The following is an 18,715-nucleotide window of genomic DNA, read 5'->3' on the forward strand; positions in this document are numbered from 1 at the left end:
GATGCTTAAGAAAAAATTAGGATTGTTATTAAATGTTACTTTAGCAGCTAGTTTAATAGTAGGATGTAGTAAGGACTCATCTAGTTCGGAATCCAAAGAAGATGGAACCTATAAAATTGCGACAGTACGTTGGTCAGACTGGGGAGATGACTTTTTAAAAGGGTTTGTGGAAGAGACTGAAAAAGAAGCTGGAATTTCAATTGATTGGGATATTTATCTAAATAGTGAATGGGCAGACAAAAAATCTATCTTAATGGCTGGGGGAGATTTACCTGATGCATTTTGGGGTTCTTTGGCTCTAGGTGATTCAGATATTGCTAAGAACTCAGGCGTGTTTATTCCGTTAGAAGATTTGATTGAAGAGAATATGCCTAACTTAAAAGCTGCATTTGATGCAGATCCTACTTTACGTGCTATGGTTACATCTCCTGATGGACATATTTATAGTCTGCCAAAGAAACTACCATTAAGACCAATTGCAGGAAATTCATTGTACATCAATCAAAAATGGTTGGATAATTTAGGCTTATCAATGCCACAGACTTATGAAGAATTTTATAACGTTTTAAAAGCATTTAAAGAGGAAGATGCAAACGGAAACGGAGACCCTAATGATGAAATTGCTTATCAGGGTGATGTTATGGGGTTTATTTTACCATTTGGTTTACCTAAAGGTAGTTATTCAACTAGTATGACTGTAAAAGATGGAAAGCCAATCTATATCCCAACTGAAGATGCCTATAAAGATGGAATTGAGTGGATGCATAAAGCATATACAGAAGGGCTAATTGATCAAGAGCTATTTACGCAAGATACTTCTATGGCTGAAGCAAAACGGAAAAGTGAAGAAGGTTCCTTGGTTGGGGTATCATCTGGTTGGACGCCGGACGCAACATTTGGACCAAATGCAGGTGAGTATGCGCAAATACCTGCACTAGAAGGACCAAATGGAGAACGGTATGTAATGACAGATGCACCCGTTTATTCTAGAAATGAATTTATGATCACAACAAAAGCGGAGAATCCTGCTGAATTATTGAAATGGGTAGATGAATTTTACACAGAAGACGCAAGTATTCAAACCTTCTACGGTTCTTTCGGTGTTGGTGTTGAAAAAGGAGAAGACGGAACATACAAAGTCTTAGATGCTCCTGAAGGTGAATCAGCAGATATATTTGCATGGATTAACTCATTTCGAGATTTTGGTCCAAAATATGTCGGCGAAGGATTTAATGAAAAAGTAACACTTCCAACTAATGGTGGAGATGGATTGAAGCTTGAATTAGACAAACAAATTAATAAGTATGCAAAAGAACAATATCCTAATGTTGTTTATACAACTGAAGAAATGAACCGTTTAAGTACATTAAGTACAGACATTGATTCTTATGTGAATTCTATGCAATCTAAGTGGGTTGTTGAGGGTGGAGCTACAAAGGAGTGGGATTCATATATCTCTCAATTAAAACAAATGGGTATGGACGAATATTTGGATATTCAGAACAAAGCATTTGATAGATATCAAAAAAGTCTTGTGGAATCCAAATAAATTTCGACTATTAATTTGAAACTCATTAAAAGAAATGACAGTCGGTTTACTCCTAATTCGTGGAGACGACTGTTGTTTTTCATAAAGCAAATTTATTTGAGAGTACAAATTAATATGTTACTTTTACTATAATTAGAGGATAGATAATTGATAATTGCTAGAAAGGGGCGGTGAAAATTGAGCCATTTATTTAATTTAGATGGACGATTATTTGGATTTTTATCAAGAGCAATAGACCTAGTAATTTTAAACTTTATATTCTTACTTTTTTGTATGCCTATCATAACCATTGGTGCTTCAATCACTGCTTTATATTCTGTATTAATAAAAATGGTAAGAGATGAAGATAAGTATGTTGTTAAAAGTTTCATATTATCTTTTAAAAAGAATTTTACCCAAAGTACAATTATTTGGTTCATTTTGTTAGCCGCTGGATCTATCCTTCTTGCGAATTTCCTTCTTTTGGGAAGTCTAAGTGGAGTGCCAAAGCTTTTTTTTGTAAGCATGTTAATAATGTTTGGTTTTGTTTATCTTTGCATCTTGCTTTTTATTTTTCCTTATATGGCTAGATATGAAGATACTATTAAAAAGTCACTATTAAATTCATTATTGATCGGTCTATCTAATTTTCCCTATTTTCTATTATTATCATTTCTTTTCGTCGTTCCAGTTATTTTTATTTTTTCTTCATCCATAGGATTCTTATCAGGGTTATATTTTGGAACTTTCGGGGGAATTGCATTACTTTGTTTTATTAATTCATCTATCTTTAATAAAGCTTTTTCAAAATATGAGACATAGAAAAACTATTAAACGAAGGGGGGAACATATAAATAGTAATAAGGTTGATACTAAACTAAAAAACAACTCCCCATGTCTAATCTATATCCGAATAATGGCCACTTATAAAAAAATTCCGTTATTAGGATTTTTTTCGAACCAATTTGTACAGGAAGTTGCATAGATAAGAGCCTTGATAGCCTTTGTGTTATCAAGGATTTTTTTGTCTAACAATAATTATAATTGTGCTCCATATTCTTTTAATGAATTTTGATAATAGTTTTTTAAAATGTAATGATGGTAAAATTGGATTTGGAGCACCTGTTATACTATAATAAACTAACTTTCATTTTTAGGAGATCAAATATGGTTACTATAGCAGATATTGCAAAAATGGCTGGGGTCGCAAAAAGTACTGTATCAAGGTATTTAAATGGTGGCTCTGTGAGTCAGGCTACTAAACAAAAAATAGAGAAGATCATTGAAAAGACTGACTATGTCCCAAATTCTTTTGCGCAAAGTCTTAAAGCAAGAATGACAAATTTAATCGGTGTAGTTGTACCACGACTTGATTCCTATACTGCTTCAAGAACAATGATAGGGATTGACGATCAACTTAGAGAGTTAAACTTAAAGATGATTGTTGCCAACTCTAGTTTAAGTGTCGAGAGAGAAATTGAAAACATCTACAGTCTAGCCAAACAAAAAGTTGCTGGATTAATTTTATTGGCTACTGAGATTACTGATGCTCATTTAGAAGCATTTAAAAAAATAAACATTCCAATTTTAGTTGTTGGTCAAAAACATAAAGATATACATTGTTTAATTCATAACGATGAACAGGGAGCGTATGAATTAGGAAAGTATGTGGTTTCAAAAGGGCATAAAAAAATAGCTTTTTTAGGAGTGACAGAAAAAGATATCGCCGTTGGTTTTAAAAGAAAAGAAGGTTTTAAAAAAGCTATTATGGAAGGATGGAATAGTAGTATTCAGTACTATGAAACGACATTTAATAGTGATGATGCAAGGGAAATGGCCAAGGAGATAATTGACAACTTTAATCCATCTATTATTGTGTGTGCAACAGATAATATAGCACTTGGTGTAATGAAAGCAGCCCATCAAAATGGATTAAGGATACCTAATGATTTATCCATTACGGGTTTTGGAGGGTATAGCGTTTCTGAGTACACGAATCCAGGATTAACTACAGTTAAATTTAACTATAAGTTGGCAGGACAAATTGCGGCCCGAAAAATAAATGATCTAATATGTAAAAAGGATATTGAAAGGTGTACAGTCTTAGACTTTGAAATTTTGAAGCGGGAAAGCGTTGACAAAATATAAAACAGGAAAGTATAATACATATACGGAACCGGTTCTATACAATGCAGAGAATGATTGATTAACTAATATTTTTTTCTCTAGTTAAGGAACCGATTCCATAATGTTATGGAGGTTTTACTGCACGAATTCATGAAGGCGATTAAACATTTATGCTTAAAAAGCCAAGAATAACGGGTGCATGTATTTTTTTGTTATAAAACGGAACCGATTCCATTTGTGAACAATCATGGTTATCTAGGAAGCTACTTTCATATGAAATAAACGGTTGGAGGGAACAACATGAAGAAAAAGTGGTGGCAAAAAGAAGTTATTTATCAAATTTATCCTAAAAGCTTTTATGACTCAAATAATGATGGGATAGGAGATATAAAAGGGATTACACAAAAACTAGATTACTTACAGTCTTTGGGGATTACGATGGTGTGGATTTGTCCCATTTACCAATCGCCAATGGCTGATAACGGATATGATATCTCAGATTATTATCAATTAAACCCAGAGTTCGGAGAAATGAAAGATCTAGACGAGTTAATTAAAAAGGCAAAAGAAAAAGGTATTAAGGTCGTCCTTGATCTAGTCATCAACCATACATCTGATGAACATCCATGGTTCCAAGATTTATTAGAGAATCCACATGATAGTAAATATAGAGACTATTATATTCTCAAATCAGGTGAAAACGGTCTGCCTCCTACTAATTGGCGCTCTGTTTTTGGTGGCAGTGTATGGGAGCCCTTGAAGAATACAGACGAGTACTACTTTCATTCATTTGGAGTGAAACAACCTGACTTAAATTGGGAGAATAAACAAGTTCGAGAAGAGTTATATAAAATGGTCAATTACTGGCTGGATAAAGGAATTGCAGGGTTTAGAGTAGATGCAATTACATTTATAAAAAAAGATCAAAACTATGATAACCTCCCTGCTGATGGAGTTGATGGTCTTGTTAAATGTACAAAAAAGGCACGTAATCAACCGGGCATTGAAGATTTCTTACATGAATTAAAAGATAAAACATTTTCTAAATATGATTGTGTGACGATTGGTGAAGCCCCTGGAGTACCTTATGAGCAATACGGTGATTATCTTGGAGACAATGGCTACTTTTCAATGATTTTTGATTTTCGCTATGCAGACCTCGATGTAGCTTCAGGTAGTGAGTGGTTTAGAAGGGTCGATTGGGATGTACTAGACCTCAAGAATTTAATCTTCACTAGTCAAAGGGAAATCCAAAAAGCAGGCTGGGGAGCAAACTTTTTAGAGAATCATGACCAGAATCGTTCAATAAGTAAGTATATAAAAAAGGTAGAGAATCGAAATTTCTATTCTGCAACAATGCTGGGAGCGATGTTCTTTTATCTTAGAGGAACACCTTTTATCTATCAAGGTCAAGAAATAGGAATGACTAACTTCGAACGCAAAAGTATTGAAGAATTTGATGATATTTCAAGTATTGATCAGTATTATCGTTCCATGAAAGAAGGCTTTAGTGAAGATGAAGCTTTACACTTTATAAATTTAAGAAGCCGTGATAATTCAAGAACGCCATTTCATTGGAGTGCTCAGGATTATGGTGGATTCTCAGAAGTTAAGCCTTGGTTAGGTATGAACGAGAATTATAAAACGATTAATGTGGAACAACAGGAGCAGGATCAAGATTCCATCTTACAGTTTTATAAAAAAATCATTCAAGTTAGACAATCAAGTGAGGCAAGTGAATGCTTAATTTATGGAGAGATTGAGCCTATTTTAGAAGAACATCCAACGATTGTTTCGTATAAGCGTAAGCTGAATGGTGAAGAAGTTATTTGTTATTTCAATTTTTCATCTGAGAGTCAAAAAGTCGAACTTGAACATAACGAATATCATGTTTTATTAAACAACTACAAAGAGGAAAAAGAAACGATATCTGAACAAGAAGATTCTCTCAAGCCATATCAAGCACTAGTACTCTTAAAGAAAGAAGCGAGCCATCATGAGTGAAAATAAATATGAACGTATAGGAAAAGAGATTGTTAATGTAATTGGTGAGGATAATATTGAATCGTATGTCCACTGTGCAACAAGATTGCGCTTTTCTGTTAAAGAACGTGAAAAGATAGATGATGAGGCGATTGAAAAGATTGATGAGGTCAAAGGTGTATTTTTTAATGCTGGCCAATACCAGGTCATTTTAGGGACAGGTACGGTCAATAAAGTCTACTTAGCTTTAAAAGGGGATCAACCTGATCAGGAAGAACCAGCGGATAAGAAAGCATCTTCTAATAAAAAGGACAAGGGAATAAGAAAGGGAGTACGTACGTTAGCCGATATCTTTATTCCTATTATTCCAATTATTGGAGCAACTGGTTTATTCCTTGGGTTAAAGGGTGTGTTGTTTAGTGATGCACTATTGGGCTTAATGGGCATGAGTATTGATGATATTCCTAGTTATCTGGTGACACTTATATCTGTTCTGACAGACACAGCTTTTGCTTTTTTACCAGCATTAATCTGTTGGTCTGCATTTAGAAATTTTGGCGGTATGCCTATTATTGGTTTTGTACTTGGGCTAATGCTTGTTTCTCCCGCTCTTCCTAATGCATATGCAGTTGCAGACATCAACAGTGGAATAGAACCAATTATGGCTTTCGGTTTCATTCCGGTTGTTGGTTACCAAGGTAGTGTGTTAACAGCTCTTGTTGTTGGAATCCTTGGTGCAAAACTCGAGAAAAGGTTACGGGCTGTAATGCCAAATGCATTAGATTTAATTTTTACGCCTTTCTTTGTTTTATTATGTATGATGATTACAGGTTTACTCATTTTGGGTCCTTTATTGCATTTTGTGGAAACTGGTTTAATAACAGTTGTTACTCAACTTATAGATGCCCCTTTTGGGATTGGTGGACTATTGATTGGATTTATCTATCCTCTAGCAGTTATGACGGGCATGCATCATTTATTTATCATGATTGAAACAACGCTACTTGCGAATACAGGATTTAATCCTCTAATTACTTTATGTGCGATGTACGGTTTTGCGAATGCAGGTACTTGTTTGGCGATAACAATTAAAGCTAAAAAAAGTGCAGTAAAGGTTATGGGCGCAAGTGCAACTGCTACTCAATTACTTGGTGTTAGTGAACCGGCCTTGTTTGGTGTCGTTATGAGATATAGCATGAAGCCGCTTTATGTTATGGTGGCTTGTTCAGCTGTTGGAGGGGCAATTTTATCCTTATTAAATATCCAAGCAAATTCATATGGATTGGCTGTTGTGCTTTCACCTTTAATGTACATTTATGAGTGGAATCAACTAGTCGTTTATCTTGTGGTTTCCATTCTAATTTTTGTTGCTGCACTTATCATCACTTACTTATTTGCAGTTCCAAAAGAAGTGATGGAAGAAGACCAAGATCAGAAATTAAGCAATGTGAGTTAATAGTTAATATATAGAAGAATCTGTTCGCTAATTACGAGTTGCTTTAGCAACTCGTTTTATTATTTGGCTCTTTTCTAAAAGATTGTTGTTTTTGAACAAAACTGATTAGGGTGATTGGAACGGATATGCGAGACTCCTGTGGGAGTAGCGGGACAGATGAGACCCCGCAGGCGCTTCGCGCTGAGGAGTCTCATCGCCCGCCCCACGGAAAGCGAGCATCCTGCAGCGCCAATCAACCAACCCAATACTATTTTAAAAGCAACAAAGTTTGCGAAAACAGCCTATTATTTAAAATTGTTTTCGGAGGAAATTTAACTATGAAATGGACAAAAGAAGCACGCTATCGTACGTATGAAAGTATGACCTTAGCAGAACAAAAAAAACTGGAATTATCAGTATCGGCTAGTCCATGGAGGCAACATTATCATATTCAACCGATGTATGGTTTGTTAAACGATCCTAATGGCTTTGTTTGGTATAACGGACGTTATTATTTATTTTATCAATGGTTTCCCTTTGGTGCCGTTCATGGTATGAAACACTGGTTCCAGACAGAATCAGCGGATCTAGTAAACTGGGAAAACAAAGGAGTCGCGATCAAACCAGATTATTCATTTGAAAGTCACGGAATCTATTCTGGGAGTGGGATTGTGCATAATAATCTCCTATATTTGTTCTATACTGCAAATAAACGAGATGAAGAATGGAATCGCCTTGCCTCACAGTGTTTAGTGATTATGGATAAGACAGGGAGAATGACGAAACAAGCTACACCAATTATTAAGAGCCAACCAGAAGGGTACACAGAGCATTTTAGAGACCCGAAAGTATGGCGAGAAAAAGACAATTTCTATATGGTTGTTGGGGGTCAGCGTGAAGATTTAACCGGCTGTGTTCTCCTTTACCAATCGCATGATTTAAAACAGTGGTCTTGGCAAGGAGAGGTAAAAACGAAAGAACGGAATTTCGGTTTTATGTGGGAATGTCCGGACTACTTTGAATTACAAAACCATGGAATTCTACTATTTTCACCTCAAGGGATTCATTCTAAAGGAGATTCTTTTCAAAACATTTATCAATCTGGAGCTTTTGTGGGGAAGCCTCTAAATATAGCAAATGGTCATTTTGATCACTGCGATTTTCAGGAAATAGATGCTGGTTTTGATTTCTATGCTCCACAAACAACTGTATCTCCTGATGGAAGGCGTCTGCTCGTAGGCTGGATGGGATTACCAGATATAGAGTATCCCACTGATTCTGAAGGATGGGCTCATTGTTTAACGCTACCAAGAGAGTTATCAATTGAGGGAAATGTTCTCTATCAGAAACCAATACGTGAACTGAAAGAGAAACGGAAAAATGAAGTCAGTGCAAAATTGGAACTAAGTGACAGCGTAGAAAACCTTGGCACACTTTCAGGTAACTCGTTTGAAATGATATGTGAAGTAGAAATAGGAAGTGCTCAGAGGGCGGGATTGAAGCTACGTGTCGGTGAGGGGGAAGAAACATTACTTTATCTTGATCATGGAGTTAAGAAAGTAGTGCTTGATCGTACCAAAACAGGGACTCCTTTTGCACAAGAATATGGGACAATTCGTCAGAAGCATTATCAGAAAAACAAAGTGCGTTTTCAAATCTTTATAGATATATCCTCAATAGAAGTATTTGTGAATGATGGAGAAATCGTTTTTACTTCACGTCTATTTCCTAAAATAGAAAGTCAGGGCATTCAATTCTTTGCAGAAAAAGGCTCGGCGAAAATTGAGGCTATTCAATGGAAATATGAATAATTAAAAGGTGCTTTAATAAAAAATCAGGTTCTTTTTTGAGAGATTGTCGTTTATATAACAAAAACTAATTCAGGTATGATTAAAAAACAACTTCCCAAGTCTCTTAACTGGGAAGTTGTTTTAAAGTGATATTTATAAGTGAAAATGTTTTATCCTTTAATACCCCTTCTCGAAATCAAGTAGATTAATGCTTGGGACTTTTCCATTAAGATAACTATTCAAGTTAGGGACAAAAATATCTTCGATTACCCGTTTATTGTAGTATTCCGTACTGCCTGAAGTGTGAGGAGTAATAATGACATTTTCCATTTCCCAAAGTGGACTTTTCTGCGGAAGCGGTTCAATTTCGAAAACATCTAGCCCTGCTCCGGCAATTTGTTTTTCCTCGAGAGCTTCTATTAGTTCATTTTCTTCGACAATTGCTCCACGCCCAATATTGATGAAAAATGCAGAAGACTTCATCGATTGAAATTCCTTCTTACCAAATAGTCCCTTTGTTTTTGGTGTCAATGGCAAGGTTACAATGACATAATCACATTTTGGAAGAATCGTATGTAAATCAGCTGGTGTATACATTTCATCGACATATTCTTCTGCCTGTCCTGAGTTTCGTAAACCAAGAACAGTCATACCAAATGCTTTTGCAATTTTTGCGGTTTCCAAGCCAATATTTCCAACACCTATGATCCCGACGGTTTTTTCATGAATTTCCTGGTTCATCGATGCATGGTGCCATGTTTGGTTTAATTGCTGTCTCACATATGTATGAATTTTTCGTGTTAATCCAAGCATTAATGCAAAGATTGTTTCTGAAATCGGGTAAGCATGAACGCCGTTTGCTGATGTAATTTGCACATTGTTTGATTGTAAACGCTTAAGTGGAAGTGAGTTTACACCTGCACTCCATGTTTGAAGCCACTTTAGGTTTGCCTGTTTAGCATTAATAATTTCATTCATTTCTTTTTTCCAGCCTGCAATGATTTCGGCATCGGCTACATGAGATTCCCATATGGATGGAGCACTCCCGACGATGATGGTCCAATCTGGAATGATTTCTTTTATTTTACTTAATAAAGAATCATTTATATTTTGGCTAATGATCAACTTTCTTTCTGACATATCCCAACCCCCTAGTATGTTCAGTTTATTCTATTATATTGTTGGTTGCAAAGATTCACTACATTTAATAATTATCATATATTTACTCACATTTTTCATTCTAATTAATAGAAATTTAGGAAAGTATTACGTGAACATAAGTAAGAATAGTATCAAAAATCTTACTTTTAATATAATATACCTTACTTTTCTTTATGTAATATGTAAGTGCTTTTATTGTAAAATAAAAGTATCTCAAAGAAAGGGGAGTATATTAATGAATAAGTTTACTAAAGTCAAAGATGTACAGATTGCTTATATTGGTGGAGGATCACGAGGATGGGCTTGGGGATTGATGAGCGATCTTGCTACAGAAGGGGCTCTTTCTGGAAAGGTTAAGCTCTATGATATTAATTATGATGCCGCCTATCAAAATGAGTTAATAGGAAATCGCTTGAAGGATCGCGTCGATGTTGTTGGGCAATGGGATTATGAAGCTGTTAGGACATTAGAGGAAGCGCTTACAGGTTCGGACTTCGTTATTATTTCTATCCTTCCTGGTTCATTTGATGAGATGCATTCAGATGTGCATTTACCAGAAAAGTATGGTGTGTACCAATCAGTAGGTGATACTGTCGGTCCTGGTGGTTTAGTCAGAGCATTAAGAACAATCCCTATATTTGTAGATATCGCAGAACATATAAAGGAATATTCACCAAATGCATGGGTTATAAACTATACAAACCCGATGACACTATGTACGAGAGCTTTATATACGACATTTCCAGAAATTAAAGCAATTGGCTGTTGCCATGAAGTTTTTGGTACCCAGAAATTATTAGCATCGATGTTAGAGGTTTTACAAGGTATTGAGAATGTTGACCGAAGAGAAATTGATATAAACGTATTAGGGATAAACCACTTCACATGGATTGATAAAGCTTCTTATAAAGGTACAGATCTTTTTCCATTGTATTCCCAGTTTGTCGACAAGTATCATGAAAGTGGCTTTGAAGGTTCAGAGGAAGGACATTGGATGAATAATCACTTTAAATCCGCTGAAAGGGTAAAGTTTGACCTATTTAAAAGATTCGGATTAATTGCAGCAGCTGGTGACCGCCACTTAGCTGAATTTATGCCGAATACCTGGTATTTAAAAAATCCTGAAAAAGTTAGAGAGTGGAAATTTGGATTAACTCCTGTTAAATGGCGTAAAAAGAACAAACAAGAATTAATCGAAAAGAGTAATCGATTAGCATCAGGTGTAGAGCCATTTGAACTGAATCCAACTGGAGAAGAAGGCGTAGATATGATCAAAGCACTCCTTGGGTTAGGCGAATTAATCACAAATGTGAATATACCTAATAAAGGCCAGATGAATGGTGTGCCTTTAGAAACTGTAGTAGAAACAAATGCGGTCATAAGCTATGACAATGTAAGACCTGTACTGGCCGGGAAATTACCTGATTCTATTAATAATTTGGTCATTCGTCACGTTCACAACCAAGAAGTAACATTACAAGCTGCTCTTGGTCAGGATAAAGACTTAGCCCTTCAAGCATTTATACAAGATCCTTTATTAAGTACACTAACACCTGAAGAAGCTGCAGAGCTTTTTGAGGAAATGTTAGGTAATACACGTGAATACTTGAATGGATGGGAGCTTCAAGAGGTATAAGGATGCGATTTGAAAATTGAACCTCTCTGTAGAACGTACCAGGCGATTCTCCAAAAACTATAATGACAAAAATGAATAACAGTATTTACATAAAAACTCCTATTGTAGAGGTGTTGAACTTGTTTTTTCCATAAACAAGCCTTCTACAAAGGAGTTTTTTCTGTAAGAAAAAGCGTTTTTTATAGGGAAAGAAGAAGGAGTAGGGAAATTTAGCGTTATTTTCCAATAAAGTTCTTAAGAAGCCTTATAAGGTTACAATTTAACTTATTAAATATGGTAAGATTGAATATAGTAATAGAATAAGAGGGAGAATTTAAACGATGTATGATCAGGTTCATTCTACCTATTAAGGTAAGGACATTTTTTTAGTTCAAAATGTAAGGGTATACATTGCTGAACATTACTATAATCTTTTAAGGCTTAGTACACTTTTATAAGGTTAACGATTACCTATATATAAAGATTGGATAAGGTGGTGTGGAAAATACTTTCAACGATTATGAAAAAAATCAATGATATTAAGCTTAGAAATAAATTACTTATTTCGTTTATTTTTGTTGTGTTTATTCCAGTTTTTATTGTAGGAGGTTTTTTAACAAATGAGTTAAGACAATTTGCGCTGAAGGATGCCAAAAAACAAGCGTCGGCCAATATGGAGAGAGTAAAGGAAAGAACGTTAGAAGTCATGAACGTGCCATTATATATTTCAAATAATATTCTTTTTGATCAACGCTTAAAACAAATTGTTAACACAAAATATGAATCGATTTATGAGGTTGTTTCATCATATCGAGAATACAATACATTTCAAAGTTATCGTAACTTATACAATAAAGAGATCGTTAATATTCGTTTTTATATGGAAAATTCAACATTGCTGAATGATTGGGAAATCATTCCTGTTGATCAACAGATAAAGAATTCGTTCTGGTATACCACCACTAGGGAGGGAAAAGGATTAACAAGTTGGTTATATCTAGAGGATGAAACGAATAATGATCATAAGTATTTAAGTTTAGTGCGCAGGGTTGACTTTCTTGAGTATGATACAAGTGGTGTTCTAGTTATTAATGTAAATACTAAAGCATTTAATTTGATTTTGTCACAAGAAGCTCAACCAACGATGCTTGTGGATGATCAAAATAATATAATCAGCACGAATCAACCAGGTTATTTAGGAAAAAAACTGAATACAATCATTAATTCTAAAAAAATATTAGCTGGACAAACTGGTATTTTTCAAGGAAATTCGGAAGGACAACCTACACACATTTTTGTTGAGGCCATACCTTTAGCGAATAGTCTGAATAAGGTGAGAATTGTATCTATTATCACAGATGAGGATATTGTTGGAAATGCCAATCGGTTTAGAAGGATGGGAGTAATTGTTGCAGCTGTAAGTGTTTGTGTTTCTTTATTGTTGATCTACTACATTTCAAAACTACTTTCAAATAGATTAATAAAATTAAGTGAACAAATTAACCTTGTAGGAAAAGGGAATTTTAATACTCGTATATTAATAGACGGAGAAGATGAAATTGGACAGTTATCAAAACAACTAGAATTAATGGTTAATAATACGAGGAAACTCCTCAACGAAGTATATGAATCTAATCGACAGAAAACATTATTGGAGCGAAAGCAAAATGAAATTAAATTTAAAATGATGGCTAGTCAAATTAATCCACATTTTTTATTTAATGCACTCGAATCGATTCGAATGAAGGCACATATAAGCGGAGAGAGGGAGATTGCTCAAGTTGTAAAATTACTTGGTAAATTAATGCGTAATAGTATTGAGGTTGGAACAGGAAAAGTCAAACTTAATAGTGAAATGGAAGTTGTTCATTCCTATCTAGAAATACAAAAATTTCGACATGGTGATCGGTTAAACTATGAAATAACGATTGACCCACTTTCAAAAAATATACCTATACCACCTCTTATCATCCAACCACTAGTAGAAAACGCTGTGATTCACGGCTTGGAAAACAAAGAAAGTGGAGGAGAAGTATCTGTACATACAAAAATGAAAGAAGAAGGATTACATGTGGTCGTAACAGATAATGGCATTGGAATCAGTGAAGAGAAACAAGAAGCTATTTGTAAACTATTAAATGAACAAGAAGAAAAGGAAGGAATTCGCATTGGCTTACGCAATGTCCATCAAAGACTTCAACTCACATACGGCAATATAACTGGTTTAGCCATTGATAGCAAGGAAGGTATTGGTACAAAGATATCCTTTATCATACCCATCTGAGGAGGAGTTATGATGTTTAAAGTATTGATTGTGGATGATGAACCAATCACCCGTCAAGGATTAGTTATGCTTATCCCATGGGAATCTTACGGGTTTGAGGTAGTTGGTACGGCAGCTAATGGTAATGAAGCTATTGAAAAATATAGTAGTCTTTCTCCAAACTTAATGATCATTGATATTAGGATGCCTGGAATGTCAGGAATTGAACTTATTGAAAGGATAAGGGTAAGTGATTCTTCAGTTCAGTTTTTAATTTTAAGTGGACATGCTGAATTTGAATATGCAAAGAAAGCAATTAGTAATAATGTAAAAGGTTATCTATTAAAACCTGTCGACGAAGACGAATTGATTCGTTATTTACAAGAGATAAATACAAAATTAGTAGAGGTGTTAGAATATAATCATATAAAAGTAAAAAAAGATGAGGAAAATAGAGAACGTATCATTCATTTTGCTCTAGAGGGTGAAAGATTAGATGAATTTAAATATTGTTCTGATCATTTTTTAGAATGGAATAAATATCGTGTCTTATTAATTAGTGTAGATGAACAAAGTAACTCTGACTTGATGAATCTTAAAAATAGTTTTAGAGAGTTTTTTGAAGAAGGAAACATTGGTACCGTTTTCATTTATAATTCTTATATCGGTATTTTGTTAAATGATGAGCTTGAATTTAATGGTCAATACGATTATTTATACAAAAATTTGCAGAATGTGTTCCATAATAACTATACCCATTTTACAGCTGCTATATCTAATCCTTTTGACAAAATAACAGATATTTTCGCATATTATGAATCGACATGCAAACTAATTAATCACCAATTTTTCTTTGATGAAGGTTATTTGTTGAATGAAAGTTCAGAGACTGCTATAAAGGTTGAAATACAAGATTCTCAGTATGAAGTAGAACAGTTCAAAATGACAAGTGTAGTTGATAAATTATTATTTGCAATGGAGATCGGCGATTTAAGTGCAATAAAAAGAATATGTGATGAAGTTGCAATGTGGATGATCGATGAAAATTATTCAGAGAATATAATTAAGAAGAACTTTATTCAAATTATTTCTTCCTTATTAAATAAACTAATGTATGAATATCAAGATATACGAGAAACTTTATCAAATGTGTTTACAAGGGTTTTTGAAATTGAAAATCAACCAAAGATAAGAGCTCTTCTTAGCTTTGTGAATTCCTTACTTGCAGAGATTCTGGAGAAAATGGACGTGAAGAATACAGATGTTCTAGTAAAAAAAATGATAAATCTTATTGAGCGTAATTACGATAAAAACATAAAACTTGAGACATTATCTAAGGTTCTTAATTACAATAGGGCATATTTAGGTAAGCTATTTAAAGATTACACAGGCGAGCACTTTAATACTTATCTCGATAAAGTAAGAATTGAAAATGGCAAGAATTTGTTATTACAAGGACTTAAAGTATATCAAGTTGCAGAACGAATTGGTTTCTCAAATGTAGACTACTTTCATAGTAAATTTAGAAAGTACGAAGGAATGTCTCCATCTACTTATCGCAAAAGTAAAATGATGAATTAACAGAACAACGCTTATGCTCAAATCTCTATATCAGGGCTATATTTTGGAACATTTGGGGAATTGTTCCTTCTTTTATTAATTTATATATTTTTAATAAGGCTTTTTCAAGATAAGAGACTTAGAAAATCTAGTGAACATCCCCTAAAATCAGTTACTGTTAGGTAAATGATCTTAGTGGGATGTGCGGCTTAATAATAAGATATTCAAAATATAGCAATGACTTTAAGACTCAAACCTTAGGTTTTGAGTCTCATTATTCTGCATAAAGCTTTTTAGGTTAATGTATTTGTCAATCTAAGAAGGTAGTAAGTACTACTTTAATAAAACTTCCCTGATATTATGTGTTTAGCACTTTGTATCATGGATCCGAATCATGAATCTGCTAAGAGCCTATCTATTTCAGCAGCTGCACGATCTAACCCATCCTTAACGGACAATTTGCCTTCAAATATTTTATTTAAGTACTCTGTATATACTTCGTCGATTTTACTCCAATTCTTAACTTTTGGCCAAAAAAACGCATGCTCTGCAGCCTCCTTATAAGGATAAAGATAAGAATTTTTAGTTATTTTCAGTGACTTTGCTGCATCTAGGTTTGTTGGCATCAATCCAGTTTGCGCCATAAGAAGCTGTGTTTCCTTTTCCGTCATCCATTTCATAAAAGTCCATGCTGCAGTCGGTTGTTTGCTGCCCTGCATAATAACAAGGTTTTCTCCGCCAATAATCATAGCTGGCTCTTTACCTTGTGGAAACTGTACTGGAGTAGTCAGCTTTTGAGCACGATCCAATTCTCCTTTATTAAGTAGACTGTAGAACCAGGGTCCCTCGTCGGTCATTAGAATATTTCCTGATTGTACTCGTTCGAAGTTTTTGTCGTCCCCTGACTGATCGGGAAGATTAATGAGTTTTTTCTTATATAATGCCGTTAACTGTTCCACTGCATAGATTGTTTCTTTGCTGTTTAAATAGCCGGAAGCCTTTGTAAAATTCTTATTGGATAAGGAACCCCCGAGGCTGTATAAATATGGAATCGTATCCCATGGTTTTAATCCTCCGAGACCGATTGAAAAGCGATGTTTGTGTGCTAGTTCTAGAACTTCCTCCATTGTATCCGGTGGGTTTGTATAGCCTGCACGTTTAAGAAGTTCACGGTTAAAGATAGCCGCCTTCGTGTAAATATTAAGCGGCAGGGAATAATAGTTATTTTTATAAAGACCTATATCCATGGCATCAGGATTAAATCTCTTCCGAATACCTTGAAAGTCTGGGAATTCGTTTAAAGGTACAAGAAGCCCTTTACATGAAAACTCTGGAACCCAAGCAATATCAATACGTACCAAATCAGGACCTCTTTTTGAAGAGGCTCGTGAAATTAAAGTGTTCTTAAGTTCGTTATTGAAAGCAAAGTTTATAGACTCAATCTGAATGTTCGGGTTCTCACGCTCAAAAGCAGGTATCAGCTTCAGTTCTAGTAGTTGGGTTTCTCTATCGTTGTATGTGTGCCAAAAAGTAATGACCGTTTTTTCCCTATTCTTAAGCGATTCAACCTTTTTTTGGTCGGAAATCATGGAAGGATTTTTACAACCGGAAAACAACAATAACATTATGAAACAGAATATCCACCACAAAAACTTCACAAGAGGACGGTTTCTTAGCTTAAACACTTTTAGTCACCTGGTATTTTTCCCTGTAAGCTATTGGTGTTAATCCGGTTGTTTTTTTAAATACCTTGCTAAAATATTTCACATCTTTAAAACCTGCTGCTTTGGCTACATCGTAAATACGGCTTTCACTTTCCACCAATAGTCGCTTTGCTTCTCTAATACGCAGTTCTATCAAATAATCGACAAAGTTTCGGCCTGTTTGTTTTTTAAAATAAAGACTGAAATAACTTTTGCTAAGATGAACGGTATCCGCTAAATTCTGAAGTGTTAAGTTCTCGGTATAATGAGCGGCAATATATTCAAGCGCCTTGGTAATTAAGTTCTCATCGTATCCATCTTCAGTCAGTTTTGGTAGGAAGGAAGTCCTGTTTTCTTCTAGTTGGCAAATCAGAAGGGATATCATTTGTTTCATTGTTTCCGCCTGATAAATAAGATCATGGCGCTCTGTAAGCATTGGTTCCTCCACGCCGTGCAAATTGAAAACACCTGTAAGAACGATGCAAGCCTCTTGCTTCACTTGTTCAGGAGTTAGATACCCACAATTCCAGCGTTCTAGAGCAAATTCAATCGCTGATGAAATCGGATCTCCGTTGCGGATCATTTCGAATAAAGGACTAAAATCATGATGGATTTCTTTGCCTTTTGGTATTTTTTCGGTAAAGGTATTTGAGTTGTTTGTAGGGTATAGTCCGCCAAGACCTTCGAAAAAACGTCTTTGGCAAGCTGCACGACTATTAATAAATCCTTTAATAATACAGCTAATACCTTGTTCTGCCACTATGCCTGCTGATGTTGAAACTTGCCATTCATTTTCCAGTGCCTGCTTCCATTTCAAAAGTCGACCACGATGCATATCCCCATCACGATTTGGTACGATAATAAACAAGCTGCTTTCAGCTACAATCAGTGCAGTTCCTTCTTCAATATGCAAATAAAACATATTCTGCCATTCTTCCAATAGGAGCTGCACATATAGGTAGCCGTGATTTTCTCTCCACTCATCAGCATGATCAAGCATAAGATAAACGCAAGCATAGGAATTTTCCAACCATTCCGGGGCCCATTCTGCTGGAATAGGGAAGGTCCGCTCTTGTGCGATCATTCGTTTAATTTCCTGTTCAACACTTTTTCTTTCCAGATAGACAGCGCCTTGCTGGTAATTGGTCATTTCGAAATCCTTTTTCCTTTCTTCGACCAGCATAGTAATGCACCGCTGAAGGACGGAAAGAAGGTCATCCTTTTTTATTGTTAGCTTTAATAGATAATCGACAGCACCTAGCTTAAGCCCTTCTTTTACAAATTCAAAGTCGGTGTAGTTGCTGATTAGAATGACTTTTAACCACGGGTAAAGCTCTAATGCTTGCTTTGTGAGTTCGATGCCTCCTATCAAAGGCATTTTGATGTCAGTAATAAGAATATCGTAGGGTTGTTTTTTTAGTGCTGCCAGGGCTTCCGCACCATTAGCATATTGATCATCGACTGTAATTTCTTCATTTTCCAAATCAATAAAGGAAGTGATTCCTTTGCGGATGACAGGCTCGTCATCGACGATAAGAATTCTATACATA

The 18,715-nt window shown here is 35.1% G+C and carries 12 protein-coding genes; 9 read left to right on the forward strand and 3 right to left on the reverse strand.

What is annotated here, in order from left to right:
* The first annotated feature begins 1 nt into the window (after position 1).
* The 6 genes from HUW50_RS15745 to HUW50_RS15770 all read left to right on the forward strand — a co-directional run bounded on the left by HUW50_RS15745 (position 2) and on the right by HUW50_RS15770 (position 8,884).
* Positions 2 to 1,549 (forward strand): type 2 periplasmic-binding domain-containing protein, encoded by a 1,548-nt coding sequence (locus HUW50_RS15745; RefSeq protein WP_066324690.1) that lies wholly within the window; start codon positions 2 to 4, stop codon positions 1,547 to 1,549.
* A gap of 177 nt (positions 1,550 to 1,726) precedes the next feature.
* Positions 1,727 to 2,350: a YesL family protein gene (locus HUW50_RS15750; protein ID WP_066324693.1), complete on the forward strand. Its 624-nt coding sequence runs from the start codon at positions 1,727 to 1,729 to the stop codon at positions 2,348 to 2,350.
* Positions 2,351 to 2,695: 345 nt separating this feature from the next.
* Entirely contained in the window at positions 2,696 to 3,676 is a 981-nt protein-coding gene (locus HUW50_RS15755) for a LacI family DNA-binding transcriptional regulator (RefSeq protein ID WP_066324702.1), read from the forward strand.
* A 279-nt stretch (positions 3,677 to 3,955) separates the two neighbouring features.
* Positions 3,956 to 5,659 carry a glycoside hydrolase family 13 protein gene (locus tag HUW50_RS15760; RefSeq protein WP_066324710.1) on the forward strand — a complete coding sequence of 568 codons (1,704 nt, stop codon included), beginning with the start codon at positions 3,956 to 3,958 and terminating at the stop codon, positions 5,657 to 5,659.
* On the forward strand, positions 5,652 to 7,094 hold the full coding sequence (locus HUW50_RS15765; RefSeq protein WP_066324713.1) for a PTS transporter subunit EIIC: 1,443 nt from the start codon (positions 5,652 to 5,654) through the stop codon (positions 7,092 to 7,094). The genes HUW50_RS15760 and HUW50_RS15765 overlap by 8 nt, the downstream gene beginning before the upstream one ends.
* 317 nt (positions 7,095 to 7,411) lie before the next feature.
* Complete coding sequence (locus HUW50_RS15770; RefSeq protein WP_066324729.1) at positions 7,412 to 8,884, forward strand: glycoside hydrolase family 32 protein; 1,473 nt, start codon at positions 7,412 to 7,414, stop codon at positions 8,882 to 8,884.
* 156 nt (positions 8,885 to 9,040) lie between these two features.
* On the opposite strand, the gene HUW50_RS15775 is transcribed toward HUW50_RS15770, so the two are convergent.
* On the reverse strand, positions 9,041 to 10,003 hold the full coding sequence (locus HUW50_RS15775) for a D-2-hydroxyacid dehydrogenase (RefSeq protein WP_066324732.1): 963 nt from the start codon (positions 10,001 to 10,003) through the stop codon (positions 9,041 to 9,043).
* Between the two features lie 256 nt (positions 10,004 to 10,259).
* Between HUW50_RS15775 and HUW50_RS15780 the strand changes: the two genes are divergently transcribed.
* From HUW50_RS15780 to HUW50_RS15790, 3 genes are all read left to right on the forward strand, one after another.
* Positions 10,260 to 11,660 (forward strand): family 4 glycosyl hydrolase, encoded by a 1,401-nt coding sequence (locus tag HUW50_RS15780; RefSeq protein WP_185653026.1) that lies wholly within the window; start codon positions 10,260 to 10,262, stop codon positions 11,658 to 11,660.
* 475 nt (positions 11,661 to 12,135) lie between these two features.
* Positions 12,136 to 13,923: a sensor histidine kinase gene (locus HUW50_RS15785; RefSeq protein ID WP_232328948.1), complete on the forward strand. Its 1,788-nt coding sequence runs from the start codon at positions 12,136 to 12,138 to the stop codon at positions 13,921 to 13,923.
* A 9-nt stretch (positions 13,924 to 13,932) separates the two neighbouring features.
* Positions 13,933 to 15,483: a response regulator transcription factor gene (locus HUW50_RS15790; RefSeq protein ID WP_185653027.1), complete on the forward strand. Its 1,551-nt coding sequence runs from the start codon at positions 13,933 to 13,935 to the stop codon at positions 15,481 to 15,483.
* A 371-nt stretch (positions 15,484 to 15,854) separates the two neighbouring features.
* Here HUW50_RS15790 and HUW50_RS15795 read toward each other — a convergent pair whose 3' ends face one another.
* Both HUW50_RS15795 and HUW50_RS15800 read right to left on the reverse strand, forming a co-directional pair.
* Complete coding sequence (locus HUW50_RS15795; RefSeq protein ID WP_157094271.1) at positions 15,855 to 17,087, reverse strand: extracellular solute-binding protein; 1,233 nt, start codon at positions 17,085 to 17,087, stop codon at positions 15,855 to 15,857.
* Between the two features lie 52 nt (positions 17,088 to 17,139).
* Positions 17,140 to 18,714, reverse strand: coding sequence for a response regulator transcription factor (locus tag HUW50_RS15800; RefSeq protein WP_066324774.1), 1,575 nt, complete (start codon positions 18,712 to 18,714; stop codon positions 17,140 to 17,142).
* Between the last annotated feature and the right edge of the window lies 1 nt (position 18,715).

It is taken from the genome of Metabacillus sp. KUDC1714, assembly GCF_014217835.1.
GTDB lineage: Bacteria > Bacillota > Bacilli > Bacillales > Bacillaceae > Metabacillus > Metabacillus rhizosphaerae.